The organism is Actinoplanes sp. CA-131856, assembly GCF_050956135.1.
Taxonomy (GTDB): Bacteria; Actinomycetota; Actinomycetes; order Mycobacteriales; family Micromonosporaceae; genus Actinoplanes.
Window position 1 is genome coordinate 9,465,846 of the sequence record NZ_CP191849.1, and the last position, 22,967, is coordinate 9,488,812.

General features: G+C 70.1%; 26 protein-coding genes and 2 tRNA genes. 13 read left to right on the forward strand and 15 right to left on the reverse strand.

Annotated elements, in window-relative coordinates:
* Nucleotides 1-45: 45 nt before the first annotated feature.
* Together ACQP2X_RS43395 and ACQP2X_RS43400 are read left to right on the forward strand one after the other, a co-directional pair.
* The gene (locus tag ACQP2X_RS43395) at nt 46-837 is read left to right on the forward strand and encodes an alpha/beta hydrolase (protein ID WP_498691897.1); all 792 of its coding nucleotides are present in this window, start codon (nt 46-48) and stop codon (nt 835-837) included.
* On the forward strand, nt 834-1,580 hold the full coding sequence (locus ACQP2X_RS43400; protein WP_498691899.1) for an MBL fold metallo-hydrolase: 747 nt from the start codon (nt 834-836) through the stop codon (nt 1,578-1,580). The genes ACQP2X_RS43395 and ACQP2X_RS43400 overlap by 4 nt, the downstream gene beginning before the upstream one ends.
* Here ACQP2X_RS43400 and ACQP2X_RS43405 read toward each other — a convergent pair.
* The 4 genes from ACQP2X_RS43405 to ACQP2X_RS43420 all read right to left on the reverse strand — a co-directional run bounded on the left by ACQP2X_RS43405 (nt 1,529) and on the right by ACQP2X_RS43420 (nt 4,662).
* Nucleotides 1,529-2,227, reverse strand: coding sequence for an N-acyl homoserine lactonase family protein (locus ACQP2X_RS43405; protein WP_498691901.1), 699 nt, complete (start codon nt 2,225-2,227; stop codon nt 1,529-1,531). The genes ACQP2X_RS43400 and ACQP2X_RS43405 overlap by 52 nt on opposite strands.
* A 1,299-nt stretch (nt 2,228-3,526) precedes the next feature.
* A tRNA-Glu gene (locus tag ACQP2X_RS43410) sits at nt 3,527-3,599 on the reverse strand.
* A gap of 100 nt (nt 3,600-3,699) precedes the next feature.
* Nucleotides 3,700-3,771: transfer RNA gene (locus ACQP2X_RS43415), tRNA-Gln, on the reverse strand.
* A gap of 87 nt (nt 3,772-3,858) precedes the next feature.
* Entirely contained in the window at nt 3,859-4,662 is an 804-nt protein-coding gene (locus tag ACQP2X_RS43420) for an SDR family oxidoreductase (protein ID WP_498691903.1), read from the reverse strand.
* A 21-nt stretch (nt 4,663-4,683) separates the two neighbouring features.
* On the opposite strand from ACQP2X_RS43420, the gene ACQP2X_RS43425 reads away from it, so the two are divergent.
* Entirely contained in the window at nt 4,684-5,418 is a 735-nt protein-coding gene (locus tag ACQP2X_RS43425) for a TetR/AcrR family transcriptional regulator (RefSeq protein ID WP_498691904.1), read from the forward strand.
* Here the strand turns inward: ACQP2X_RS43425 and ACQP2X_RS43430 are convergent.
* Genes ACQP2X_RS43430 through ACQP2X_RS43445 form a run of 4 tightly spaced genes read right to left on the reverse strand, consistent with a single transcriptional unit; the run spans nt 5,407 to nt 8,261 of the window.
* Nucleotides 5,407-6,198, reverse strand: a complete 792-nt coding sequence (locus tag ACQP2X_RS43430) for a fumarylacetoacetate hydrolase family protein (protein ID WP_498655114.1) — start codon at nt 6,196-6,198, stop codon at nt 5,407-5,409. The two genes, ACQP2X_RS43425 and ACQP2X_RS43430, sit on opposite strands and share 12 nt — an antisense overlap.
* A 39-nt stretch (nt 6,199-6,237) precedes the next feature.
* A complete protein-coding gene (locus ACQP2X_RS43435; RefSeq protein WP_360243580.1) occupies nt 6,238-6,459 on the reverse strand; it encodes a helix-turn-helix transcriptional regulator in 222 nt (73 codons plus the stop codon).
* A gap of 36 nt (nt 6,460-6,495) precedes the next feature.
* Nucleotides 6,496-7,338: an ABC transporter permease gene (locus ACQP2X_RS43440; protein ID WP_498691906.1), complete on the reverse strand. Its 843-nt coding sequence runs from the start codon at nt 7,336-7,338 to the stop codon at nt 6,496-6,498.
* Nucleotides 7,335-8,261: an ABC transporter ATP-binding protein gene (locus ACQP2X_RS43445; RefSeq protein ID WP_498701224.1), complete on the reverse strand. Its 927-nt coding sequence runs from the start codon at nt 8,259-8,261 to the stop codon at nt 7,335-7,337. Before ACQP2X_RS43445 ends, ACQP2X_RS43440 begins: the two co-directional genes overlap by 4 nt.
* A 183-nt stretch (nt 8,262-8,444) precedes the next feature.
* Here ACQP2X_RS43445 and ACQP2X_RS43450 point away from each other — a divergent pair, with 183 nt between their 5' ends.
* Nucleotides 8,445-9,386, forward strand: a complete 942-nt coding sequence (locus ACQP2X_RS43450; RefSeq protein ID WP_498691908.1) for a 3-methyladenine DNA glycosylase — start codon at nt 8,445-8,447, stop codon at nt 9,384-9,386.
* Here the strand turns inward: ACQP2X_RS43450 and ACQP2X_RS43455 are convergent.
* Nucleotides 9,373-9,603, reverse strand: coding sequence for a hypothetical protein (locus ACQP2X_RS43455; protein ID WP_498691910.1), 231 nt, complete (start codon nt 9,601-9,603; stop codon nt 9,373-9,375). The two genes, ACQP2X_RS43450 and ACQP2X_RS43455, sit on opposite strands and share 14 nt — an antisense overlap.
* Before the next feature lie 113 nt (nt 9,604-9,716).
* On the opposite strand from ACQP2X_RS43455, the gene ACQP2X_RS43460 reads away from it, so the two are divergent.
* Complete coding sequence (locus tag ACQP2X_RS43460; protein WP_498691911.1) at nt 9,717-10,016, forward strand: helix-turn-helix domain-containing protein; 300 nt, start codon at nt 9,717-9,719, stop codon at nt 10,014-10,016.
* 17 nt (nt 10,017-10,033) lie between these two features.
* On the opposite strand, the gene ACQP2X_RS43465 is transcribed toward ACQP2X_RS43460, so the two are convergent.
* Together ACQP2X_RS43465 and arfB are read right to left on the reverse strand one after the other, a co-directional pair.
* The gene (locus ACQP2X_RS43465; RefSeq protein WP_498691912.1) at nt 10,034-10,231 is read right to left on the reverse strand and encodes a hypothetical protein; all 198 of its coding nucleotides are present in this window, start codon (nt 10,229-10,231) and stop codon (nt 10,034-10,036) included.
* Between the two features lie 48 nt (nt 10,232-10,279).
* Nucleotides 10,280-10,717 (reverse strand): alternative ribosome rescue aminoacyl-tRNA hydrolase ArfB, encoded by a 438-nt coding sequence (gene arfB, locus ACQP2X_RS43470; protein ID WP_498691914.1) that lies wholly within the window; start codon nt 10,715-10,717, stop codon nt 10,280-10,282.
* Nucleotides 10,718-10,790: 73 nt separating this feature from the next.
* Here arfB and ACQP2X_RS43475 point away from each other — a divergent pair, with 73 nt between their 5' ends.
* The 6 genes from ACQP2X_RS43475 to thrS all read left to right on the forward strand — a co-directional run bounded on the left by ACQP2X_RS43475 (nt 10,791) and on the right by thrS (nt 17,284).
* Nucleotides 10,791-12,095 carry a M16 family metallopeptidase gene (locus tag ACQP2X_RS43475; RefSeq protein ID WP_498691915.1) on the forward strand — a complete coding sequence of 435 codons (1,305 nt, stop codon included), beginning with the start codon at nt 10,791-10,793 and terminating at the stop codon, nt 12,093-12,095.
* The gene (locus ACQP2X_RS43480; RefSeq protein ID WP_498691916.1) at nt 12,092-13,438 is read left to right on the forward strand and encodes a M16 family metallopeptidase; all 1,347 of its coding nucleotides are present in this window, start codon (nt 12,092-12,094) and stop codon (nt 13,436-13,438) included. The genes ACQP2X_RS43475 and ACQP2X_RS43480 overlap by 4 nt, the downstream gene beginning before the upstream one ends.
* Nucleotides 13,439-13,468: 30 nt before the next feature.
* A complete protein-coding gene (locus ACQP2X_RS43485) occupies nt 13,469-14,473 on the forward strand; it encodes an endonuclease/exonuclease/phosphatase family protein (protein ID WP_498691917.1) in 1,005 nt (334 codons plus the stop codon).
* Nucleotides 14,470-15,414, forward strand: a complete 945-nt coding sequence (locus ACQP2X_RS43490; protein WP_498691919.1) for an endonuclease/exonuclease/phosphatase family protein — start codon at nt 14,470-14,472, stop codon at nt 15,412-15,414. The genes ACQP2X_RS43485 and ACQP2X_RS43490 overlap by 4 nt, the downstream gene beginning before the upstream one ends.
* Entirely contained in the window at nt 15,411-15,938 is a 528-nt protein-coding gene (locus ACQP2X_RS43495; protein WP_498691920.1) for a GNAT family N-acetyltransferase, read from the forward strand. The genes ACQP2X_RS43490 and ACQP2X_RS43495 overlap by 4 nt, the downstream gene beginning before the upstream one ends.
* Nucleotides 15,939-16,084: 146 nt before the next feature.
* Complete coding sequence (thrS, locus tag ACQP2X_RS43500) at nt 16,085-17,284, forward strand: threonine--tRNA ligase (RefSeq protein WP_498701225.1); 1,200 nt, start codon at nt 16,085-16,087, stop codon at nt 17,282-17,284.
* Here thrS and ACQP2X_RS43505 read toward each other — a convergent pair.
* The gene (locus tag ACQP2X_RS43505) at nt 17,250-17,621 is read right to left on the reverse strand and encodes a RidA family protein (protein ID WP_498691921.1); all 372 of its coding nucleotides are present in this window, start codon (nt 17,619-17,621) and stop codon (nt 17,250-17,252) included. The genes thrS and ACQP2X_RS43505 overlap by 35 nt on opposite strands.
* Nucleotides 17,618-19,189: a citramalate synthase gene (cimA, locus tag ACQP2X_RS43510; protein WP_498691923.1), complete on the reverse strand. Its 1,572-nt coding sequence runs from the start codon at nt 19,187-19,189 to the stop codon at nt 17,618-17,620. The genes ACQP2X_RS43505 and cimA overlap by 4 nt, the downstream gene beginning before the upstream one ends.
* 236 nt (nt 19,190-19,425) lie before the next feature.
* On the opposite strand from cimA, the gene ACQP2X_RS43515 reads away from it, so the two are divergent.
* Nucleotides 19,426-20,160 (forward strand): tyrosine-protein phosphatase, encoded by a 735-nt coding sequence (locus ACQP2X_RS43515; protein WP_498691924.1) that lies wholly within the window; start codon nt 19,426-19,428, stop codon nt 20,158-20,160.
* On the opposite strand, the gene ACQP2X_RS43520 is transcribed toward ACQP2X_RS43515, so the two are convergent.
* Nucleotides 20,157-21,137: a LacI family DNA-binding transcriptional regulator gene (locus tag ACQP2X_RS43520; protein ID WP_498691926.1), complete on the reverse strand. Its 981-nt coding sequence runs from the start codon at nt 21,135-21,137 to the stop codon at nt 20,157-20,159. The two genes, ACQP2X_RS43515 and ACQP2X_RS43520, sit on opposite strands and share 4 nt — an antisense overlap.
* A gap of 226 nt (nt 21,138-21,363) precedes the next feature.
* Entirely contained in the window at nt 21,364-22,155 is a 792-nt protein-coding gene (locus tag ACQP2X_RS43525) for a helix-turn-helix transcriptional regulator (RefSeq protein ID WP_498691927.1), read from the reverse strand.
* A 65-nt stretch (nt 22,156-22,220) separates the two neighbouring features.
* Here ACQP2X_RS43525 and ACQP2X_RS43530 point away from each other — a divergent pair, with 65 nt between their 5' ends.
* Nucleotides 22,221-22,940 carry an SDR family oxidoreductase gene (locus ACQP2X_RS43530; protein WP_498691929.1) on the forward strand — a complete coding sequence of 240 codons (720 nt, stop codon included), beginning with the start codon at nt 22,221-22,223 and terminating at the stop codon, nt 22,938-22,940.
* Nucleotides 22,941-22,967 lie beyond the last annotated feature (27 nt).

Consider the following 22,967-nt stretch of genomic DNA (forward strand, 5'->3'; position numbering starts at 1 on the left):
ATGCGCGTGGTCCGCGAGTGGTCACGCTCCCAGCACGATCGGGGCATGACTACGCCTATCGTTCTCGTCCACGGTTTCTGGGTCACGCCGCGCAGCTGGGAGCACTGGAAGGCGCATTACGAGGCCAAAGGCCATCAGGTGATCGCACCGGCCTACCCCGGCTTCGACGTCGAGGTGGAGGCGCTCAACGCCGACCCGACGCCGGTCGTGAACGTCACCGTGCCGCAGATCATCGCCCGCTACGAGGAGGCCATCAAGGCCCTGCCCGAGCCGCCCGTCATCATCGGTCACTCGGCCGGCGGCGCCTTCACGCAGATCCTGCTCGACCACGGCTTCGGCGTCGCCGGCGTCGCGCTCAACTCAGCGCCGACCGAGGGCGTACGGGTCGTGCCGCTCTCGCAGTTGAAGTCGACCTTCCCGGTGTTGAAGAGCCCGGCCAACCGGCACAAGGCGATCCCGCTCAGCTTCGAGGAGTGGAAATACGCCTTCACCAACACGTTCACCGAGGAGGAGTCGCGCTACCTCTACGAGCGTTACGCCATCCCGGCCAGCGGCGGCATCCTGTGGGGCGGCGTGCTGGCCAACTTCCAGCCCGGCCACCAGGACACGTGGGTCGATTACAACAACGACAACCGGGCGCCGCTGCTGTTCGTCTCGGGCTCCGAGGACCACATCATGCCGCCGGCCATCCAGGAGTCGAACCACAAGCACTACAAGTCGAACACCATCACCGAACGCAAGGAATACGAGGGTTACGCCCACCTGCTGCCCGCGCAGAAGGGCTGGGAGTCCATCGCCGACGAGGTCCTCGACTGGGCACTGCGGCACGCGTCGTGACCGGCTTGTCGATCATTCACATCGGCGGCCCGACAACGCTTTTGGAGATCGGCGGCGTACGACTCCTGGTCGATCCGACCTTCGACGCCCCCGGCCGGCGCTACTCGTTCGGCTGGGGCACGTCATCGCGCAAGACGGCCGGCCCGGCCCTGCCGGTGACGGCGCTGGGCCCGCTCGACGGCGTGCTGCTGACCCACGACCAGCACGCCGACAATCTCGACGACGCGGGCCGGGCGCTGCTGAAGCGGGTGCCGGTGGTGGTGACGACGGTGGCGGGCGGCCGCCGCCTGTCCGCGACCGGCCTGCCCCCGTGGTCGTCGACGAAAATCGGCGACGTCGAGGTGACGGCGACCCCGTCCCGGCACGGCCCGTGGTGGAGCGTGCCGATCGTCGGCCCGACGACCGGTTTCGCCTTACGCCCCAAGGGTTCCTCGACAGTGCTCTGGATCTCGGGCGACACGGTCGTCTTCCCCGGCGTCCTGAAGGTGGCCGACCGCTTCGAGGTCGACACGGCGATCCTGCACCTGGGCAAGGTCCAGTTCGGCTTGACCGGCCCGGCCCGCTTCACCATGACGGGCCGCGACGCGGCGGCGTTGGTCGACCACGTCAGGCCCCGCCACGTGGTGCCGGTCCACTACGAGGGCTGGTCCCACTTCCACGAGGGCCGGGCCGAGATCGAGGCGGCGTTCCCTCAGGGCAGGCTGACCTGGCTGGAACCGGGGGTCCAGACAGCGTTGTCGTGAGCGAAGACCACCTGCTTGGGATCGAACGACATCAGTCGCCCCAGCCACGCCGGCTGCTCACCCACGCCGGCGTGGCCCCCGAGCACGTCACTGGTGAACAGGTGAGCGTTGTCGTGACTCTGCCCCGCCACGACAACAGTCCCATCCCGCCGCCGGACGACAACCGACTGATGCCCAGCGGTATGCCCCGGCGTAGGAACGATGAGAACCCCCGGCAGAACCTCAACTTCCCCGTCGATCTCCTCGACACGGGCCCCCTTGTGGTCGACAAGGTCCGGCAGCGTATGGCTTTCCGTGGCCCGGGCCAGCTCCAACTCGGCCCGCTGAGCGAACACAGGCCGCCCCGCCACCTCCGGATTGCCCCCACAGTGATCGAAGTGCAGGTGGCAGTTCACGACATAGCGAACATCGCCGAGCTCAGCGCCGGCCGCCTTGAGAGCAGCGACCAGGGGAACCCGCGTGGGCCGATAGTGCCCGTCCACCCAGGGATCCCGCCCCATACCGGTGTCGACGAGCAGAAGCCCACGCTCAGGATGCTCGATCAGATAGCCCAGCGTGGGTTCCACCCGATCAGCCCCGGTCCCGGTCTCTTCCGCAGGCCGCACGAAGTACCCAAAGTCGACCCGCCGCACCCCGATATCCCTCACCCTCTCAAGCTAGCCCTGTTGCGTTCACAGCTTTTACGCCCAAAACGAACCCCACCCACCCGCAGCGACAACAGCCGCACGCCGCGTCTAGTAGCAACGCCCGGCCATTCACCCCTTCGCCACGGGGCCGCACGCAGTCGCCACCGTCGCAGGCAAACCCAGCAGCCGCGAAGGAATTCACGCCCGGTGGCCGCACCGAACACGCCGATCACCACAACAGCGCGAATCCCCGCAAGAGCGCAGACCGGCTCGCAGCAACGGCAACCGCGGCGCTCGACCTCGCAGACACCCCCGGCGCCAACAGCTTTCACGGCGACGGCGGCGTCCGCGCGCACTGAGCGCGGTGGCAGCGGCCACGGGCAATGACGGCGGCCACGGGCAATGACGGCGGCCACGGGCAATGACGGCTTCCGCAGGCAATGACGGCGGTGGCAGCGGCCGCGGCGGTGACGGCTTCCACGTGCAGTGACGGGCGGTGGCAGCGGCCACGGGCAATGACGGCGGCCACGGGCAATGACGGCTTCCGCGGGCAATGACGGCGGTGGCAGCGGCCGCGGCAGAGACGGCTTCCGCGTGCAGTGACGGGCGGTGGCAGCGGCTCAGGTCGGTGACGGCGGCGGCGATCGCAAGCAATAGCGACCGTGGCAGCCGCGGCAATGGCGGCGATGGTCGCGACAGTGGCAGCAATCATGGCGATGGCAGTGACAGCGCCCGCGAGCAGGCAATGGCAGCAGCCGCACCCAGTGACGGCGACGGCAATCGCGGACAGAGGCGACGATCCCTGCGATCGCAGGCGTTCGCGACAGCGGCGATCGCGACCACAAGCACCAGCGATCGCGGCAACGGTGGCGACTGCGGCAGCGGCGGTCAGCGGAGTTCCCGATCGCGGCGATCGCAGGCGTTCGCGGCAGCGGCAATAGCGGGCGCGGGCGGTGGCGGGCGCGGGCGGGCGCGGGCGGTGGCGGGCGCGGGCGGGCGCGGGCGGGCGCGGGCGGTGGCGGGCGCGGGCGGGCGCGGGCGGCGGCGGGCGCGGTGATGGCGGCGATCGCGGCGGTGGCCGTGACAGCGCCAGCGGGCAGACCTGGCGGCTACCGGCGTGGCAGCACTCGCCGACATCGGCGACGGTCGCGCCCCGAAGGCTCTGCCCCACCAGGCCCCACCTCGATGGTTCGCGCAGCGAACCGAGCCCACCCCACCCACCGCAACCACCGCACCGTGGGGGTCTGGGGGGTCGCCCCCCAGGCAGAAATGCGAAGTGCCCCCGTCTGCGCTTTCTGCAGACGGGGGCACCCCAAAACGTAGCCCCGAAGGGATTCGAACCCTCGCTACCGCCTTGAGAGGGCGGCGTCCTAGGCCGCTAGACGACGGGGCCATGGACTCGCTTTGTACTGCTTTTCGCTTCGCTCTCGCGTTTGCGACGGGCCGAACTCTATCAGAAGTCCAGCGCCGCCCCTCCCGCAGGAGTTGTAGCGCTGGGGTACCAGGACTCGAACCTAGACTAACTGAACCAGAATCAGTCGGGCTGCCAATTACCCCATACCCCATTGGCTTGGCTTCTCGGTTTTCGCCGCGTTGCCGTGCCGAGAAAGAACTCTACCCGACCCCCGCATGACCAACAAATCGGGTTCGGCTCAGCGGAAGATGTCCTGGTGGCGGTGGGTCCACTCCTCGTACGTCATGGCGGGCCGGCCGGTCAGGTCGGCGACTGTGGTGACCGCCTGTTGGGGGTGGCCTTCCGAGGCGGCCAGGCCGTCGAGGTACCACTTGGCGTACTCACCCATGGTCTTTTCGAATTGGGTGAGGGCCTGGTCGTACGGCAGTTCGATGTAGTCGAGGTCACGTCCGAGGGCCCGGCCGATGGCCGCGACTTTCTCTCGGCGGGTGAGGGTTTCGGGGCCGGTGAGCTCGTACGACTTGCCTTCGTGCCCTTCGGTCATGATGACCTGGGCCGCGACCGCCGCGATGTCTTCTTGCGCGATGGCCGCGTTGGCCACCGAGCCGTAGGCGTCGCGTACTTCGTCGCCGGCCCGGATCTGCGGGGCCCACAGGTCGGCGTTGGCCATGAATTCGCCGGGTTCGAGGTGGGTCCAGGGCGCGCCGCACGCTTCGACCGCGTCTTCGATGGCCTGCCAGTGGTCGCCTTTGGCGCCGGCCAGGTCGACGATGCGCCCCACTCCGGCCTCGGCGGCCAGGCGGCAGGCGGCGGCGGCGGTGGGGATGTGCGGCGCGAGGTACATCACGTCGACGCCGGTGAGGGCGGCCGTCAAGCCCGCGGGGCGCCCGACGAAGCCCCGCACCACCTCGACTTCCGCGGGGAGTGCGGCTTTCGCCGGGTCGACGGTCAGTGCCCGTACGTCGGACGCTCCCAGCGCGAGCAGCTCGTCCACGACCATCCGGCCGACGTTCCCGGTGGCCCCCGTGACCAGGATCTTCATTCCCGTAGGGTATACAAAATCATGGAAGAGTTCAGCCCCCGGATCCTTCCGCTGCTCTGGCGGAGGTCGGTTCCCGCACGCAAGGCCGTGGGACGTCCGCCACGGCTCACCGTCGATCTCGTGGTGGCCACCGGCATCCGCGTCGCCGACGAGGAGGGGCTCGAAGCGGCCTCGATGGCCCGCGTGGCGGCCGAGCTGTCCGTGGCGACGATGAGCCTTTACACGTACGCCCCCTCGCGCCCCGAGTTGATCGACCTCATGGTCGACGAGGTGCTGGGTCAGCGTGATCTGCGCGGCGGCGGAACGTGGCGCGAGCGGATCGGGCTCTACGCCGAGCGGACCTTCGCGATGTACCGGGCGCATCCCTGGCTGGCCCAGGTGTCGCAGCATCGGCCGCCGATCGGGCCGGGCATGCTGGCCGAGCAGGAGTTCGTGATCGCCGCCGTGCAGAAATGCGGCCTGCCCACGGAACGGATCAACGTGGCCGCGACGACCATCGCGAGTTGGATCACCTCGGCCGCGCGGGGCGAGGCGGAGAGCATTCTGCTGCGCCGGGCGACCGGCCTGGGCAACGACGACTGGTGGCTTCAGCGGAATGAGCTGTGGGAGACCTGGTTCGACGTCGACGCGCATCCGGCCATGACCGCGCTGTGGAACGCCGGCGGCTTCGACCGGGGCGCCGACGAGCAGGCCCAGGACGCGTACGAGTACGGCCTGGGCCTGTTGCTGGACGGAATCGAGCGGTCAGTCCAGTGAGACGACCGGGTTCCGCAGCTCGCCGATGCCCTGGATGCTCACCGAGACCGTGTCGCCGGAGGTGATCTCGCTGACGCCGGCCGGCGTGCCGGTCAGGATGATGTCGCCGGGCAGGAGCGTCATGACGTGCGAGACGTACGACACCAGGGTCGGCACATCGAAGACCATGTCCTTCGTACGGCCGATCTGCCGCACCTCCATGGCCTCAGGATCACGGCCGACCTCGCAGCGGATCTCGAGGTCGCTCACGTCGAGGCCGGTGACGATCCACGGGCCGATCGGGCAGAACGAGTCGAAGCCCTTGGCCCGGGTCCACTGCGGGTCGCTGCGCTGCAGGTCGCGGGCGGTGACGTCGTTGCCGATGGTGTAGCCGAAAATCGCCTTTTCGGCGCCGGCCCGGTCGACGCGGCGGGCGCCGGTAGCGCCGATCACGACGGCCAGCTCGGCCTCCTCCTCGACGCGCTGCGACTGCGGTGGGAGCCGGATCGCGTCGTTCGGCCCGATCACCGACGTCGACGGCTTGATGAAGATCAGCGGCTCCTTGGGCACCTCGTTGCCGAGCTCGGCGGCGTGGTCGGCGTAGTTGCGGCCGACGCCGATGACCTTGCTCGAGAAGATCGGGGCGAGCAGCCGGATGTCGGCCAGGGCCCACCGCTGGCCGGTGAAGCGGACCTCCTCGAACGGCAGGGAAGAGATCTCGGCGACGGTCAGGCCGGAGGCGTCACCCTCGACGACGCCGAAGGAGACCCCACCAGCATGGACAAAACGGGCGAAACGCACGATGATCTCCTGTTCGCGGCTTTGATGCTCCTAGGAAATCTACGCCGGGCGCTGCGCTCCGTCCGCCGTCGCACCGAGACGGGGAAACGGATCGAGCGAGAAGATCACCTCGACCGGCACCTCGAAGTAGCGGCCGATCTTGAGAGCGAGGTGGAGGCTCGGGCTGAACTCGCCGCGCTCGATGTAGCCGACGGTCTGATAGTGGACCCCGACCGCGTCGGCGAGCTGGCGCCGCGAGATGCCGCGCTCGGCGCGCAGCATCGCGATCCGGTTGTGCGTGACCTCGTTGCCCAATTCCTACCGCCCGACCGTGCTCATCATTCGCTCGCGCCGCGCCGCGACGGCCGAACCGGACTCACGGCGCGCCATCCGCCGCAGGAGCGCCGGCGCCAGCGCGAGGCCGGCCACCGCCCAGACCGCGAGCACGCCGAACGTCTCGAGCGTGCGCCACGACCCGGTCAGCTCGACCGCGGCCAGCGCGTCCGGAAGGAACGCCGAGCGCATGCCCAACCCTAGCCAGTAGATCGGGAAGACCTGGGCGATGCCCTGCAGCCAGCCCGGCAGCGGGCTGATCGGGTAGAAGACACCGGAGATCGCGATCACCCCGAACAGCGGCAGCATGATCACCGGGAAGGCCCGCGGGCTCTCGAAGATCGAGCCCAGAGCGGCGCCGATCGGCATGGTGGCCAGCAGCGCCAGCGGCATCAGCCACAGCAGCGTCAGCCACGTGCCGGGGCCGGTCTCCAGCCCGTCCACCAGCAGGGCGCCGGGGATCAGCACGGCCACCATGGACACCAGCGTCATGCCGCCGACCGCGACGACCTTGCCGATCAGGTAGCCGCTCATGCCTTTCGGCGTGGCCTTGGCCCGCAGGAGCGTGCCGTCCTCGCGCTCGACCACGAGCAGCTGGGCGATCGTGATCAGACCGCCGAAGGCCAGGTTCATGCCGAGCATGCCCGGCAGAGCGTTGGCCCCGAGCGAGAAGTCGGTGCCCGGGACTGTGGAGTCGCGCATGAAGAACAGGACGATGAGCAGCAGCAGCGTCGGGAACAGATATCCCCACAGGTCGAGCGGGGTGGTCAGCGTCTGGCGCAGCTCGATGCGGCCACGGGCCGCGCCGAGCCGGAACGTCTCGATCATCGGTCGCTCCCCTCGAAGTCGCGGACCAGCCGCATGTACGTGTCCTCGAGGCTGGTGCGCCGCACCTCGAGCTCGGTGACCTCGTCGCCGTACTGGTTCAGCAGCTCGCGGACGAACGGCGTGGCCTGCTCGGCCGCGTGGACGAAGCGCTGGCCGTCGCGGGTCCAGCGGATCTCGCTCTCGCGGGAGACCAGGCGGGACAGCTCGTCGGCCGAGCCGTCGGCGATGATGCGGCCGCCGGAGAGGATGACGATGCGGTCGGCGAGTTTCTCGGCCTCGTCGAGGTCGTGGGTGGTGAGCAGGACCGTGGTGTCGTCCACGTCGGTGAGCCGGTGGACCAGGTCGTGGAACTCGCGGCGGGCGGCCGGGTCGAAGCCGACGGTGGGCTCGTCGAGGAAGAGCAGCTCGGGCCGGCCGACGATGCCGATCGCCACGTCGAGGCGGCGCCGCTGGCCACCGGAGAGCCGGGACAGCCGGACGCCGGCCTGCGCGGTCAGGCCGACCACGTCGAGCAGATCGTCGACGGGCCAGGGACGGACGATCTCGGCCGTCGAGTACGCCCGGTAGTAGCGGCCCAGGTGCTCCAGAAGCTCGGCGACGCGCCACTTGCCATGGTCGCGCCACGACTGGAGCACCACGCCGACGCGGGAGCGCCAATGCTCGCCGCCGGAGGCGGGGTCGGCGCCCAGAACCCGTACGTCTCCGGAGGACCTCATCCGAAAGCCCTCGAGGATCTCGATCGTGGTGGTCTTGCCGGCCCCGTTGGGACCGAGCAGAGCGAGGACCTCGCCGCGCCGGGCGGCGAAGGTCACCCCGGTCAGGACGTCCTTCGCCCCGTACCGCATGTGGAGATCGTGAATGTCGATCACCCGCTCGCCGGCCGGAACCTCCGCGCCGGCGGCGAGCGCCCCCGTCAATGTCATTCCTCCCATGTCGTGGACGTTATCAAGGATGTAGTAGATGTACTACATCCTTGTGCAGTTATGCTGTTTCCGAAAAATTTACGAACCGAATTGGACGTATATGCCGGGAGTGAGCACCGTGGCGCGGCTCATTAGCGCGTGACGGTGATCGTGTTGATCGCCTCGGCTGGATACGCTGGTGCGATGGGGATCAAGCAGGTGAGGACGCTCACCACGACGCTGCCCTCGGTCACCTGGATTCCTATCGCCCGGGCGCACGCCGAGCGCGCCGACGAGATGACCGCGGGCCACCGTGCCCGCCGCGCCTCCGGCGAGAAGCACGCCATCGAGGATTTTCTGTACGACTACTACGGCACCCGCCCGTCGGTGCTGCGCCGCTGGCACCCCGGCGTCGGCACCGGGCTCGCCCCCTCGCCGACCGGTGTGGCCGAGCAGGCGGCGTGGAAGTTCTACATGACGTACCCCGACGGCGTCGTGACCCTCGACGAGGTCGCCTTCATGCACGCCCGCGGCGAGTCGGTGCGCTACATCCACGGCCTGCTGACCGCGACCGCCTCCCGCCCGGTCTTCTCCGGCTGCTTCGGCCTGCACGAGTGGGCCATGGTCTACCGCGACCCGGAGCACCGCCACGCGCTGCCGCTGCGCCTCGGCCAGGCCGAAACCGATCGAGTGGTCGAGGATCACCCGATCAGGTGTACTCATTTCGACGCCTTCCGCTTCTTCACGCCCGAGGCGGTCGGCCTCAACCGCCTCCAGCCGACCCGGGCCACCCAGGTCGACCTCGACCAGCCCGGCTGCCTGCACGCCGCGATGGACGTCCACAAGTGGGCGACCAAGCTGGGCCCCGCGGTGCCGGGCGCGCTGGCGCTCGACTGCTTCGCCCTGGCCGGCGACATCCGCCTGCTGGACATGCAGGCCAGCCCGTACGACCTGTCCTCGTACGGCTTCGATCCAGTCAAGATCGAAACCCCCGAGGGCAAGGCCGAGTACGTCGCCCGGCAGCGCGAGTTCGCCCGCCGGGCGGCCGCCCTGCGGGCCCGCCTGATCCGCGTCTGCGAGGAGCTGATGGGCCCCGAGGACGCGTCCCGCAACCGCGAGGCCGTGGCTCCGTTCAACCATCGCTGAGCCCGTCCGGAGCCGGCCGCAGCCCCGCCATCTGCACAAATATCGAACGGCGCTCGACCGCGTCCCCGACGCTGTCGAGCTCGTAGCCGTCGATCCACACCCATCCGGCGTACGTCTGCCAGTCGTGCACCCGAATCACCCGGAACCTGATCGGCGTGGCGAACTGCACGCTGGCCGACCGGTTCACCTCCAGCACATCTCCCGGTTGAGGAACCATCCGCCACCCCCGAACTCCACATCGGACTAGGCGTGCGACACTAGTCCCGTGATCAGTTGCTCCGTGTTGCCAACAGAGCGGCCAGGAATTGGCAACACTTCAGAGGAGGCGTTGTGGAAACATTCGGGGATTTGGCTCGGCGGCTACGAGGCACCCGCTCTTTGCGCGAGGCCGCCCGAGCCGCCCACGTCGACCCGGGCCACCTGTCCCGCATCGAGAGAGACCTCCGCCCACCGACGGTCGCGATCGCCCGGGCCTTGGACACCCTGTACGACACGCGGGGCGAGTTGACCGCGATGGCCGAGGCCGAGGCCGGCACGTCCCTCGCCACCAAGCGCTTGAGGGCATTGTTCGGCCAACAGGCCACTTACCGAGCCGGCCGCCCGGTCCTCACCGCAACCACCCGGGGCTAGTCACGATCGCCACAGACTCACGGGCGCAGCCGCCCGGCCGCGATCAGCATTCCGGCCGCGGTCACGGCACACACCCCGACCAGAACCGACAACACCGTGCGATCACCCAGCCCCCAGACGGCGGCCAGCACGAGGATCACCGCGATGCTGGAGGTGAAGCTCCCCCCGGCAACCAGAGCGGCCTTGGCAGCAACAGAGGGACGAGACACGGTCACCACCCGATTATCGGGGCAAACCACCCTCATTCGCGGCGCTTCCGCCCCTCAGTCCGGCTCGCCGCGGCGGTTTCGTTTGATCTGGGAGCGGCGTTTCTTCTCGCCTATGCGGCGCTCCACCGACCCGCGCGTGGGCTTCGTTGCCCGGCGCTGGCGTGGTGGGGCGGCGATCGCCTCGCCGACACGCATGGCCAGGCGGGCCTGGGCGGCCTCCCGATTGCGCAGCTGGGAGCGGTGCTCGGACGCCGTGATGGTCAGCACACCGTCGACCAGGCGGTGGCCCAGGCGTTCCGCCGCACGCTCTTTCAACGCCGGCGGCAGCAGGTCGGACGCGAGCAGGTTCCACGACAGCTCGACCCGGGAATCGGTCGTGTTCACGCCCTGGCCTCCGGGGCCGCTGGAGCGGGAGAAGCGCCATGCGAGCTCGGCCGCCGGGATGGTCAGGCGGTCGTTCACTCGCACGTCGTCGGTCACGCTGGACAGCATGGCATCGGGGGCGGGTGGATCGCCACGCGGTTATCGATCAAGAAAACGTTGACCCAGGGGGCAGTATGGGTGGGTGACGTCCCCAAGCGCGCCGGTTGTCACGACCGGCTATCCGTGGCCTATCGAAACCACGCGACTCGCCAACGGCCTCCGGGTCGTGGTGAGCGAGGACCGGACAGCACCGGTCGTCTGCGTCAATCTCTGGTACGACGTCGGCTCGCGGCACGAGCCGGCCGGGCAGACCGGCTTCGCGCATCTGTTCGAGCATCTGATGTTCGAGGGCTCGCAGCATGTGGCCAAGACCGAGCACATGCGTCTCGTGCAGGGCAACGGCGGCTCGCTGAACGCGACCACGAACCCGGACCGCACCAACTACTTCGAGACCATGCCGGCCGAGCATCTCGAGCTGGCCCTGTGGCTCGAGGCCGACCGGATGGGCGGCCTGGTGCCCGCGCTGACCCAGGAGACCCTGGACAACCAGCGTGAGGTGGTCAAGAACGAGCGCCGGCAGCGCTACGAGAACGTGCCCTACGGCGACGCCTGGCTGCGGCTGCTGGAGCTGCTCTATCCGGAGGGCCACCCGTACCACCACCCCACGATCGGGTCGATGGAAGACCTGAACGCGGCCGGTCTGGAGACGTTCAAGGCCTTCCACCAGCAGTACTACGCCCCCAACAACGCTGTGCTGACGGTGGCCGGGGACGCGTCGCCGCAGGAGGTTTTCGCGCTCGCCGAGAAATATTTCGGGCTTATCGAGCCGGTGGCCGACATTCTGGCCGCGCCTAAGGGTCATGTCGGGCAGAAAGCCGAGGCCAGGGAAACGGTCACCGCTGCTGTCCCCGCTCCGCGCATTTACATGAGCCACCGGACGCACCCGTTCGGGACCAAGGGGTACGACGCGATCACCGTTCTCGCCGCGGTGCTCGGCAACGGCCGGGGCAGCCGCCTCTACCAGCGCCTGGCCGACGGCAAGCGGATCGCCCAGCCCGACTACATCGGCTCGTACGGCGTCGACCTGGCGCACGCGCCGGCCCCGCTGATCATCACCGCCACCGCCAAGGACGGCGTGACCGTCGAGGAGCTCGAGGCCGGCCTCAGCGAGGTCATCGCGGGCCTGGTGACCGAGCCGGTGACCGAGGACGAGTTGGCCCGGGCCAAGGCGCTGCTCACCACCGCCTGGTGGCGCCAGGTGTCCACGGTGGGCGGCCGCGCCGACACCCTGAGCCGGTACGCGACGCAGTTCGGCGAGCCCGAGGCCGCCGCCTATCGCCTGCCGCAGTGGCTCGCGGTCACGGCCGACGACGTCACCGAGGCCGCCGAGTTGTTGAAGCCCGAGTCGAGGGTCACCCTCACGTACGTTCCCGAGGAGAAGCAGTGACTCTCATCGCCACCCGTCCGGGCCCGGGCGAGGCCCGCCCGTACAAGTTCCCCGACCTTCAGCGGGTCACCGTCGCCGGCGGCACGGTGATCGGCGCCCACCTGCCGGGTCAGCTGCTGGCCAGCGCGCTGCTCATGCTCGACGCCGGCGCGGCCCGGGAGACGCGGGGCCGCGAGGGCACCGCCACCGTGCTGGCCAAATCGCTGGAGGAGGGCACGCAGCGGCGCGACTCCGCGGCGTACGCCATCGCTCTGGAAAGTCTCGGCGCCGAGCTGGCGCCGTCCGTCGACTGGGACACGTTCCGGGTCGGCGTCTCGGCCCCGGTCCCCCAGCTCCTCGACGCGGTGCGGCTCGCGGCCGAGGCCACCCGCACGCCGAAGCTCGACCCGGCCGACGTGGCCCGGGTGCGCGACGACGAGGTGACCGCCCTGCGGATGGACTGGGCCCAGCCCGGCCCCCGGGCCGACGCCGCGTTGCGGGCCGACCTGTTCGGCGCGGCCGAGCGCTTCGGCCGGCCCATGCACGGCGACCCCACCTCGGTGGCCGCCGTGACCGTCGACGACGTGCTCGCCTTCCACCAGGGCTGGATGCGCCGCCCGGGCGTGCTTTTGGTCGCCGGCGATCTCGACACGCTTGACCTGGCCGCGCTGGGCGAGGCCGCGTTCGGCGGCAGCGAGGGCGACCCGCTGCCGGTCGAGGGGCCGCTGGACTTCGCGGTCCGCGACCACCGCCGGATCATCCTGGTCGACCGGCCGGGGTCGGTGCAGTCGACCCTGCGGATCGGTCACCGTTCACCCGAACGGGCGACACCCGATTATGTACAGATGACGCTGGCCGCCACGATCCTCGGTGGCGCCTTCACGTCGCGGCTCAACCACCTCATCCGTGAGGTGAAGGGCTATACGTACGGCATCCGGGGCTCGTACGCCATGTCGCGCCGGTTCGGCCGGTTCGAGGTGGCCGCGGGCGTGCAGACGGCGGCGACCGTGCCGGCGATCATCGACACGCTCGGCGAGATCGACCGCACCCAGCGCGACGGGGTCACCGAGGACGAGCTGGCGGTGGCCCGCTCGTGGCGGGCCGGGCAGCTCAGCGTGGAGATGCAGACGCCGGGCTCGATCGTGGGGGCGCTGAGCACGCTGGTGCTCTACGGCCTGCCCGACGACTACTACCCACAGCTGCGCCACAGCTATCTGGAGACGCCGCTGGCCGGGGTCTCGGCCGCCGCCGGCCGCCATCTGCACCCGCGGGGGCTCACGCTGGTGGTCGAGGGCGACGCCGCGATCATCCGGGATGAGCTGGTCGCGGCCGGCATCGGCGAGATCGTCGACGCCGAGATCTAGTTCCCAGGGCGGCGAGATAGCTTTGCCGCCATGACGATCACCACCACGCCGGCCGGGGTCCGGCCTGGTCACAGGGTGAGGCGCACCGTGCTCCTCGCCCTGTTGACCTTGCCGGGTCTGGTCTGGGCGGTCATGCGGTCGCTCGGCTGGGAGCCCGGCTATGTCGTGATGGTGATGGCGTTCACGCCGTACGTGGCCGCGTGGACCGTGGTGCCGCTGATCGCGGCCCTGATCGCCCGCAAGTGGCTGATCGCGGCCGTGGCCGCCGTCACGGTGATCATGATGACGGCGGCGGTCCTGCCCCGCGCGCTGAAAGGCACGACGGAAACCGCGGGGGTGCCCCTGACGGTCATGACGATCAACATGTTCATCGGGCAGGCCGACCCGGCGTCGGTGGTGCGGCTGGTCCGCGAGCACGACGTCGCGGTGCTCGCCGTGCAGGAGTTCACCCCACGGGCGGCGGACGGGCTGGCCGCGGCCGGGCTCGGCGATCTGCTGCCCTACAAGGCGCTGGCCGACGAGGTCGGCACGACCGGCTCGGGCCTCTACTCGAGATATCCGATGACCGGGCCGGGATCGCAAAGGTTCCACGGCGACAACCTTCAACCGGGCAACATGCAGGCGTACGCGACGATCCAGCCGCCGGGAGCGGGCGCGGTCACCATCGAGTCGGCCCACCCGCTCGCCCCGTACTCGATAGAGGCTCTTCCGTCCTGGAAGGCCGACCTCGAGGAGGAGCCGCGGCCGTCGGGGAACGGGACGCCGCGGATCCTGCTCGGCGACTTCAACTCGACGCTCGACCACGCACCGCTGCGCGAGCTGATCGCGGACGGCTACCGGGACGCCGCCGACACCGTAGGCAAGGGGCTGATCGCGACGTGGGGTCACGGCAAGCCGATCCCGCCGGTGACCCTGGACCACGTGCTGGTCGACCGGCGGATCGGGGTACGGGACGTCGAGGTGCACAAGGTCATCGACAGCGACCATCGCTCCGTGATCGCGTCCGTCACCTTGCCGGCGGCGGGAGGGGCATGACGGTGCTGGCGCTCCTCGTCCTGCCCGGCCTGATCTGGGCGGTCGTCCGGCTCGGCGGCTGGGAGCGCGGCCCGCTGGTGCAGTTGTTCGCCTTCACCCCGTACGTCGCGGCCTGGGCCTGGCTCCCGGCCGTCCTGGCCCTGGCCACCAAACGCTGGACGATCGGCGCCGTGGCCACGCTGGCCGCGATCGGGCTGGCCGCCGCCGTCCTGCCGCGCGCCTTCCCGGCCCGCGACCGCGGACCGCAGCAGGGCGTGAAGCTCACCGTGATGACCAGCAACATGCTCTTCGGCGGGGCCGACCCGGCCACGATCGTCAAGCTGGTCAGCGAGCGCGACGTCGACGTGCTGGCCGTGCAGGAGTTCACCACCGAGGGCCGGCAGGCGCTGGCCGCGGCCGGGCTGGGCGCGCTGCTGCCGTACTCGTCGCTCGCCGACGAGCCGCAGGCCGACGGCTCCGGGGTCTACTCCCGCTTTCCGATCACCGATGCCGGGGCCCGGCGGAACGGCGGCGGCTTCATGCAGGCGTACGCCACGGTGCACACCCCGGGCGCGAGCGCGGTGACCGTGGAGTCGGCGCATCCAATCGCCCCGTACGCCCAGTCGATCCTCGGACAGTGGCGGGCCGACCTGCACGCCGAGCCGCGCACGGACACGAGCGACATCCCCCGCATCCTGCTCGGCGACTTCAACTCGACGCTCGACCACACGCCGATGCGGCAACTGATCGCACGCGGCTATCGCGACGCGGCCGACGCCACCGGCAAGGGCCTGTCCGGCACCTGGGGGCCGTACGACGGCAAGCCGATCCCGCCGGTGACGATCGACCATGTGCTCGTGGACGAGCGTCTGGGCGTACGGGAGACAAGCGTCATTCCCGTCCCCCGGAGTGACCACCGCGCGATCGTGGCCGAGCTGATGCTGCCGGCGGCCGGCCGATGACCGCCACCACCAGGCTGACCACCGAGGACGACGCGGCCGAGATCGCGGCGCTGCTGCGGGCCAACCGCGACTTCCTCACGCCGTGGGAGCCGGTGCGCCCGCCCGAGTTCTTCACCGACGAGGGCCAGCGGCGCCTGATCATCGAGACCCTTCGGCAGTACGACGGTGGCGCCACCCTGCCGCACGTGATCCTCGACGGCGACCGGATCGTCGGGCGCGTCATGCTGACCGGCATCGCGCGCGGCCCGTTCCAGTCGTGCCACCTCGGCTATTGGGTGGCCCAGGACGCCAACGGGCGCGGCGTCGCCTCGGCCGCGGTCGGCCGGGTCGCCGGACTGGCCTTCGACGAGCTCGGCCTGCATCGCGTCGAGGCGGGCACGCTGGTGCACAACGCCGCCTCGCAGAAGGTGCTGGAACGCAACGGCTTCCGGCGGTACGGGCTGGCGCCCCGCTACCTGAAGATCGCCGGCGAGTGGCAGGACCACGTCCTATTCCAGTTGCTGGCCGACGATCGCCGCGCCTAGCATCGGCGACATGAACTTCGGTCAGCAGCTGACGACGCCGGGACGACCCGGCGCGCGCTGACCTCTGCATCGGCCCCGGGCGAGCTGCCCGGGGCTTTTCTGTGGGCGCTGTCTCGCCGGGCCTCGACCCGAAGGAGACCCTCATGATCGTCGACCACCGCCGGCTCGGCCGCGAGCTGGACCTGTTCGACTCCGACCCGCTGATCGGCGCCGGTCTGCCGTTCTGGCTGCCCGGCGGCGCGGCCGCCCGCCACGCGGTCGAGTCCTACCTCTACGAGCTGGAGCGCCGGGCCGGCTATCGGCACGTGCACTCCCCCGCCCTCGGCAAACGCCAGATGTACGAGTTGTCGGGGCACTGGCGCAACTACGCCGAGGACATGTACCCGGCCATGCGGATCGGCGGCGACGAGCTGGTGCTGCGGCCCAGCCAGTGCCCGCACCACGCGCTGATCTTCAAGTCGCGCCAGCGGTCCTGGCGTGACCTGCCGCTGCGCATAGCCGAGCTGGGCCCGATGTACCGGGCCGAACGCTCGGGCGTGATCGGCGGCCTCGGCCGGGTGCGGTCGATCCAGCTCAACGACTCGCACATCTTCTGCGCGGCCGATCAGGTCAGCGCCGAGGTGGCCGGAGTGCTGCGGCTGATGCGGCAGGCGCACGCCGCGCTCGGCTTCGAGCCCTCCTCCTACCGCCTGTCGTTGCGGGGCTCCGGCGGCAAATACGCCGGGAACGACGAGATGTGGTCGCGGGCCGAGGCGTTGCTGCGCCAGGGCCTGGACGGCGTCGACTTCGTAGAGGCGCCGGGCGAGGCCGCGTTCTACGGGCCGAAGATCGACGTGCAGATCGTCGACCCGGCCGGCCGGGAGTCGAGCCTGGCCACCATTCAGGTCGACTTCCACCAGCCTGAGGCCTTCGGGTTGGAGTACGCGGACGCCGAGGGCGGCCGCTCCCGGCCGGTGATGGTGCACCGCAGCCTGGTCGGCTCGATGGAACGGCTCTTCGGGCACCTGATCGAGGTGCACGACGGCGCCTTCCCGCTCTGGTACGCGCCGGTGCAGCTGGCCGTGCTGCCGGTGGCCGACGACCAGCATGCCGCGGCCCGGTCGTTCGCCGACGCGGCGATCGAGGCCGGACTGCGCGCCGAAGTGCACCACGAAGGCTCGATCGGCGCGCGCATCCGGTCCGCGGCCGAGCGCAAGGTGCCGTACGCCGGAATCATCGGCCGCCGCGAGGCGCCGGACGGCCTCGTCGCCCTGCGGCATCGCGACGGCAGTCAGCTCGCCCCGATGCCGCACGCCTCGGCCATCGAGATGATCAGCGACGCCGCGCGTCCACCTCGATCTCGATGAGCATGCGCGGGTCCGCCAGGCCGCACACCTGCATGGTGGCGGCCGGGCGGACATCGCCGAAGTACTTGCGCAGCACCGGCCAGCACGGCTCGAAGTCCTCGCGGTTCGGCAGCAGATAGCGGACCCGCACCACGTCGGTGAAGTAGCAGCCGGCCTCGGCCAGGGCGGCGCCGATGTTGCGCAGGCACTGCTCGGCCTGCTCGACCACGTCGTCGGCGATGGTCATGGTCGAGTAGTCGAAGCCGGTGGTGCCGGAGACGTACACCCGGTCGCCGTCGACGACCGCGCGGGCGTAACCGATCTGTTCCTCGAAGGCCGAGCCGGAGAAGATCCTCACTGCGCCAGGCCGTACGTCAATGAATCGACCAGAGCCACCCAGGACGCCTCGATGATGTTCTCGTGCACGCCGACAGTGGTCCAGTCGCGCTCGCCGTCGCCGGTCTCGAGCAGCACCCGGGTCACCGCGTTCGTGCCGTGGGTGCCCTCCAGGATCCGTACCTTGAAGTCGCTCAGCTCGAAGGTCTTGAGCTGCGGATAGTGCGCGGTCAGGGCGGCGCGGAGGGCCTCGTCGAGCGCGTTGACCGGGCCGTTGCCCTCGGCCGTGGCGATCACCCGCTCACCGTTGACCCGCACCTTGACGGTGGCCTCGGAGACCACGGCGCCGTCCTCGCGGTGTTCGACCTGCACGCGGTACGTCTCCAGGCCGAACGGGCGGGCGAGGGCCTCACCCGGCAACTCGCCCCGGACGAGCAGCTCGAACGAGGCGTCGGCGGCCTCGAACGACCAGCCACCGGCCTCCAGGTCCTTCACCTTGCGGGTGACCTCGGAAAGGGTGTCCGGGTGGCCGGCCAGGTCGATGCCGAGCTCGCGGCTCTTGAGCTCGATGCTGGCCCGGCCGGCCATCTCCGTCACCAGGATCCGCATGTCGTTGCCCACAACCGCCGGGTCGACGTGGTTGTAGAGCAGCGGATCCACCTTGATCGCGCTCGCGTGCAGCCCCGCCTTGTGGGCGAAGGCGGCGGCCCCGACATAGGCCTGGTGGGTGTCGGGGGCGATGTTGGCGATCTCGGCGAGCGCGGTGGAGACCCGCGTCGCCTTCTCCAGGCAGCCCTCCGGTAGGACCGGCAGCCCGAGCTTGAGTTGCAGGTTGCTGACCGTGGCGAACAGGTCGGCGTTGCCGGGCCGTTCGCCGTAGCCGTTGGCCGTGCACTGGAAGTGCTTGACGCCCGCCTCGACGGCGGCGACGGTGTTGGCCACCGCGCACGAGGTGTCGTTCTGACAGTGGATGCCGAGCCGGTCGGCCGGCACGCCGGTGCGCTCGACGACCTCGGTGATCGCCTTCGTGATCATCGAAGGGAGCATGCCGCCGTTGGTGTCGCACATCACGACCCGCTCGGCGCCGGCGTCGATCGCCCGCTTCACCACGCTCGCGGTGTAGTCGGGGTCGTAGCGGAAGCCGTCGAAGAAGTGCTCACAGTCGACGAACGCGCGGCGGCCGTTGGCCACCAGGTGACGCACGGTGTCCTCGACCATGGCCAGGTTCTCGTCGCCGGTGGTGCGCAGGGCCCGCTCGACGTGGCGGATGTCGCTCTTGGCGACCACGCAGACGACCGGCGTCTCGGCATCGAGAAGGGCCCGCACCTGGGGATCTTTCTCCACCGGTGTGTTGGCTTTGCGGGTCGCGCCAAAGGCGACCAGGACGGCGTTCTTCAGGTCGAGCTCGGTCTTGGCCCGCTCGAAGAACTCGGTGTCCTTGGGCATCGCGCCGGGCCAGCCGCCCTCGATGAAGCCCACGCCGAACTCGTCGAGCAGCTTCGCGACCGCCAGCTTGTCGGCGACCGAGTAGCTGATCCCCTCCCGCTGCCCGCCGTCGCGCAGCGTGGTGTCGAAGACCTGGTACTCCATGACGCGTTCCCTTCAAGGATTTTTACGACCCCCAACAAAAAGACCCCCCGCGGATGCGGGAGGTCTGCGCGTCGGCGAACAGTCAGCCGGCGCGCTAGGTGCCAATAATCAGCACGAGGTAGGTCACGTATCGGAGTGTGCCATGGGCAGCCGTTGCTGGGACAAGAAATCCACCAGCTGGGACGGCGTCCCTCGGAAGGGGGATCGACAGCGCGGGATAGGTTGGCGGTGTGGCTGTGGAACAGTACCCCCGGAATCTTGGTTTCTCCGCTACCTACAACTTCAGGGACGTCGGCGGCTATCAGGGCCTCGACGGCCGGACGGTGCGCTGGCGGCGCCTGTTCCGGTCGGACGCCCTCCATCGCCTGGGCGAGGCCGACGCGGCGGCGTTCGAGGCCCTCGGCGTCCGTACGGTCATCGACCTCCGCCGTCCGCACGAGATCGAGAAGTTCGGCCGGATCTCCTCCTCCCATGGGCTCGACTATCACAACGTGGTGCTCAAGCACATCGACTGGGAAGAGGTCGACCACCCCGACGACGTGGTGCACGAGCGCTGGCTGGCCGACCGTTATCTGAACTTCGCCGAGGACGGCCGCGAGGGCCTGCTGGAGTCGTTGCGGTTGATTGCCGACCCCGGCAAGTCCCCGGCGATCGTGCACTGCATGGCCGGCAAGGACCGCACGGGCACGGTCTGCGCGCTGACGTTGTCACTGCTGGGCGTGTCCGACGAGGACATCACGGCCGACTACGCGCTGACGACGAGCGCGATGGCGCCGCTGACCGCGTACCTGCTGGAGACCAACCCGTCGGCTGTCCAGGGCAACGAGCACATGTTCGACTCGCCACCCGAGGCGATGCAGTTGTTCCTCGACGACCTGCGCCGCCTGCACGGCTCGGTCGAGGGTTTCGTCCGCGACATCGGCCTCACCACCGAGGAGATCGGCGCCCTCCGGGCGCACATGCTCTCCTAAGCCGATCCTCTGATCAGCAATCGGGGCTCCACCACGGAGAGGGTGGGCGGCTCGCCGGCCAGGAGGCGCTCGGCCTCGGCCACGGCGAGCTCGCCCATCCGGCGCTTGTCGAGGCCGATGGTCGTCAACGGCGGGTCGAGGAGCTCGCCGATGCCGAGGCCGTCGAAGCCGACCACGGCGATGTCGCCCGGGATGTCCAGGCCGAGGCGGCGGGCGGCGCGGTAGGCGCCCAGCGCCACCAGGTCGTTGAAGGCCACGACGGCGGTGAGGCTCTCGTCCGCGGCGCGCAGCCGCTCGAAGCCCGAACCGCCGCCGGCCAGCGACTGCTCGACCCCGACGATTTTTTTTTCAGGCTTGTCGACGCCCTGCTCGGCCGCCTCGGCGAGGAAGGCGGCCCGCCGTCCCGGGTCGGCCGCCGACGGGCAGTCGATCATTCCGATGCGCTGGTGTCCGCGCTCGACCAGATGCCGCACGGCGGCCCGGACGCCCGCCTCCACGTCGATGTCGACGGCGCCGAAGCCCTGGCCGTCGTTGCGGCGGCTCATCACGACCAGCGGCACGCCGGCCACGGCCGCGGTGATCACGTCGTCCGGCTGGAAGAGATAGGCGATCACGGCGTCGGCCTGTCCCGACAGTGACCGCAGCAGGCCCGGCTCGCGCTCCGGATCGTCCTGGCTGCTGCTCACCACGACCTGCCACCCGCGCCGCTCGGCGGCCTCGATCACCCCGGCGATCAGCTCGGGGAAGAACGGGTTCACCACGTCGTAGACGATCAGCCCGATCGTCGTCGTATCCGGCTTGACCAGCCCTCGGGCGAACCGCGACGGCCGATAGTTCAGCTGCCGGGCCGCCTCGAGAACGCGGCGGCGCGTCTCGGGATCGATCTCGCCCTTGTCGTTTATCGCCCGCGACACGGTCTGGTGCGAGACGCCGGCCAGCCGAGCCACGTCCCGCAGGGTCGCCCGTTTGTTTTCCACGATCAGCAAATCGTAGACCGAACCCGCTTGACGCCGTCCGAACCTCAGGAGCACGATCCCGTTAACGGTCACGTGACCGTTAACGGGATCGACTGGAGGCAATCATGGATGGGCTGGCGATGGTGTTGAGCGTCGAAGTGACCCGCCGGGAGGCCCGCTCGGCCCTCCCGTGCGCCGAGGTCGTACCGCCACGCCGGCGGTGGTGGCACCGCTTCCGCAGCCGGGGTCAGGACACGCTGGTCAGGGGGCGCGGATCCGAATAGATCACCAGGGTCTGCTCGCTCTGGTCGGCCAGGTGGAAGGCGGCGTAGGCGTAGTCGACCACGACACCGTCCGGCCGGCGCAAACCCTTGCGGCCGCTGTGCCGCGGCTCGACCTCGTAGTGGCGCCACCACCGGCGCACCTCGGGGCAGCCGTCGTGGAACTCCTCGATCAGGTCGTTGAACCGGGTGTCGGCCGGGTGCCGCGCGGCGAGAGTCCGCACGCGGGCGAGCAGGGCGCGGGCCTCGACCGCCCAGTCGGCCACCGTGTCGCGGGCCTCGGGCGTGAGGAACGTCCACCGGGCGAGGTTCGGCGGCGCGCCGGTGGCGGCCAGGCCCGGAAGGAGGCCGAGCACGGCCGGGTTGTGGCTGAGAACGTCGTAGGTCGCGCCGATGATGTACGCCGGGCAGGTTCCCAACAGCAACGGCACGGCCGCCACCGAGGGGTCGAGTCGCTCTTCCGCGGCCGGGCCGGGGGCGGGTTCGTGCCCGGCGAGACGGAACAGGTGCTCCCGCTCGTACCCGTCCAGCCGCAAGGCCGTGGCCAGCGCCGACAGCACCTGATCGGAGGGACGGACGTCCCGGCCCTGCTCCAGGTACGTGTACCAGGTCGCGCTGATGCCGGAGAGCAGCGCCAGCTCCTCACGCCGCAGCCCGGGCGTGCGCCGGCGGCCGGTGGAGGGCAGGCCCACCTCGGCCGGCCGGAGTCGCTCACGGCGGCTGCGCAGAAACGCCGCCAGCTCGTCGCGCTGATTCATGGCAGCTCCAGTACCAGAATAAATGGGCTTCGGATACCAGGCTAATGCCGTCGCAGAATCGCCTCATGACTGATGACATGCACGGCAAGGTAGTGGCCATCACCGGGGCGAGCAGCGGTATCGGCGAGGCGACGGCGGTGATGCTCGCCGAGCGGGGTGCGCACGTGGTGCTCGGGGCACGCCGAGGCGACCGGCTGGCCGCACTGGCCGAGAAGACCCACGGGGCCCACCTGCCCACCGACGTGACCCGCCGGGAAGATCTGCACGCTCTGGTCGCCCTCGCGAAAGAGCGCTTCGGGCGGCTGGACGTGCTCGTCTCCAACGCCGGCGCCGGCCCGATCTCGGCGCTCGACGAGTTGCGTGTGGACGACTGGGACCGCATGGTCGACGTCAACATCAAGGGAGTGCTGCACGGGATCGCGGCCGCCCTGCCGGTCTTCCGGGCGCAGGGCAGCGGCCACTTCGTGACGGTGGCGTCGACCGCCGCCATCCGGATCCTGCCCACCATGGCCGTCTACGCCGCGACCAAGGCCGCCGTCCGGGTGATCTGTGAGGGGTTGCGGCAGGAGGCGGGCGACTCGCTGCGGGTCACGCTGATCACGCCCGGCATGGTGCGGACCGGGTTCGGTGAGGACGCGAGCGAGGACGTACGCGCCCGGTTCGCCACGATGGGCGATCTCGCCATCGGGCCGGAAGCCATCGCCGAGGCCATCGCGTTCGCGATCAGCCGGCCCGCGCGGGTCGACGTCGGGGAGATCGTCGTGCGGCCGACCGCCCAGGCCTGAGCAAAGCCGGGCCTGGGCGGAGGGAAC

Coding starts and splice junctions, on each gene's coding strand:
- ACQP2X_RS43395 (WP_498691897.1), top strand. CDS start 46: ATGACTACGCCTATCGTTCTCGTCCACGGTTTCTGGGTCACGCCGCGC.
- ACQP2X_RS43420 (WP_498691903.1), bottom strand. CDS start 4,662: ATGAAGATCCTGGTCACGGGGGCCACCGGGAACGTCGGCCGGATGGTC.
- ACQP2X_RS43425 (WP_498691904.1), top strand. CDS start 4,684: ATGGAAGAGTTCAGCCCCCGGATCCTTCCGCTGCTCTGGCGGAGGTCG.
- ACQP2X_RS43435 (WP_360243580.1), bottom strand. CDS start 6,459: ATGCTGCGCGCCGAGCGCGGCATCTCGCGGCGCCAGCTCGCCGACGCG.
- ACQP2X_RS43440 (WP_498691906.1), bottom strand. CDS start 7,338: ATGATCGAGACGTTCCGGCTCGGCGCGGCCCGTGGCCGCATCGAGCTG.
- ACQP2X_RS43445 (WP_498701224.1), bottom strand. CDS start 8,261: ATGACATTGACGGGGGCGCTCGCCGCCGGCGCGGAGGTTCCGGCCGGC.
- ACQP2X_RS43450 (WP_498691908.1), top strand. CDS start 8,445: ATGGGGATCAAGCAGGTGAGGACGCTCACCACGACGCTGCCCTCGGTC.
- ACQP2X_RS43455 (WP_498691910.1), bottom strand. CDS start 9,603: ATGGTTCCTCAACCGGGAGATGTGCTGGAGGTGAACCGGTCGGCCAGC.
- arfB (WP_498691914.1), bottom strand. CDS start 10,717: ATGCTGTCCAGCGTGACCGACGACGTGCGAGTGAACGACCGCCTGACC.
- ACQP2X_RS43485 (WP_498691917.1), top strand. CDS start 13,469: ATGACGATCACCACCACGCCGGCCGGGGTCCGGCCTGGTCACAGGGTG.
- ACQP2X_RS43490 (WP_498691919.1), top strand. CDS start 14,470: ATGACGGTGCTGGCGCTCCTCGTCCTGCCCGGCCTGATCTGGGCGGTC.
- ACQP2X_RS43495 (WP_498691920.1), top strand. CDS start 15,411: ATGACCGCCACCACCAGGCTGACCACCGAGGACGACGCGGCCGAGATC.
- cimA (WP_498691923.1), bottom strand. CDS start 19,189: ATGGAGTACCAGGTCTTCGACACCACGCTGCGCGACGGCGGGCAGCGG.
- ACQP2X_RS43525 (WP_498691927.1), bottom strand. CDS start 22,155: ATGAATCAGCGCGACGAGCTGGCGGCGTTTCTGCGCAGCCGCCGTGAG.
- ACQP2X_RS43530 (WP_498691929.1), top strand. CDS start 22,221: ATGACTGATGACATGCACGGCAAGGTAGTGGCCATCACCGGGGCGAGC.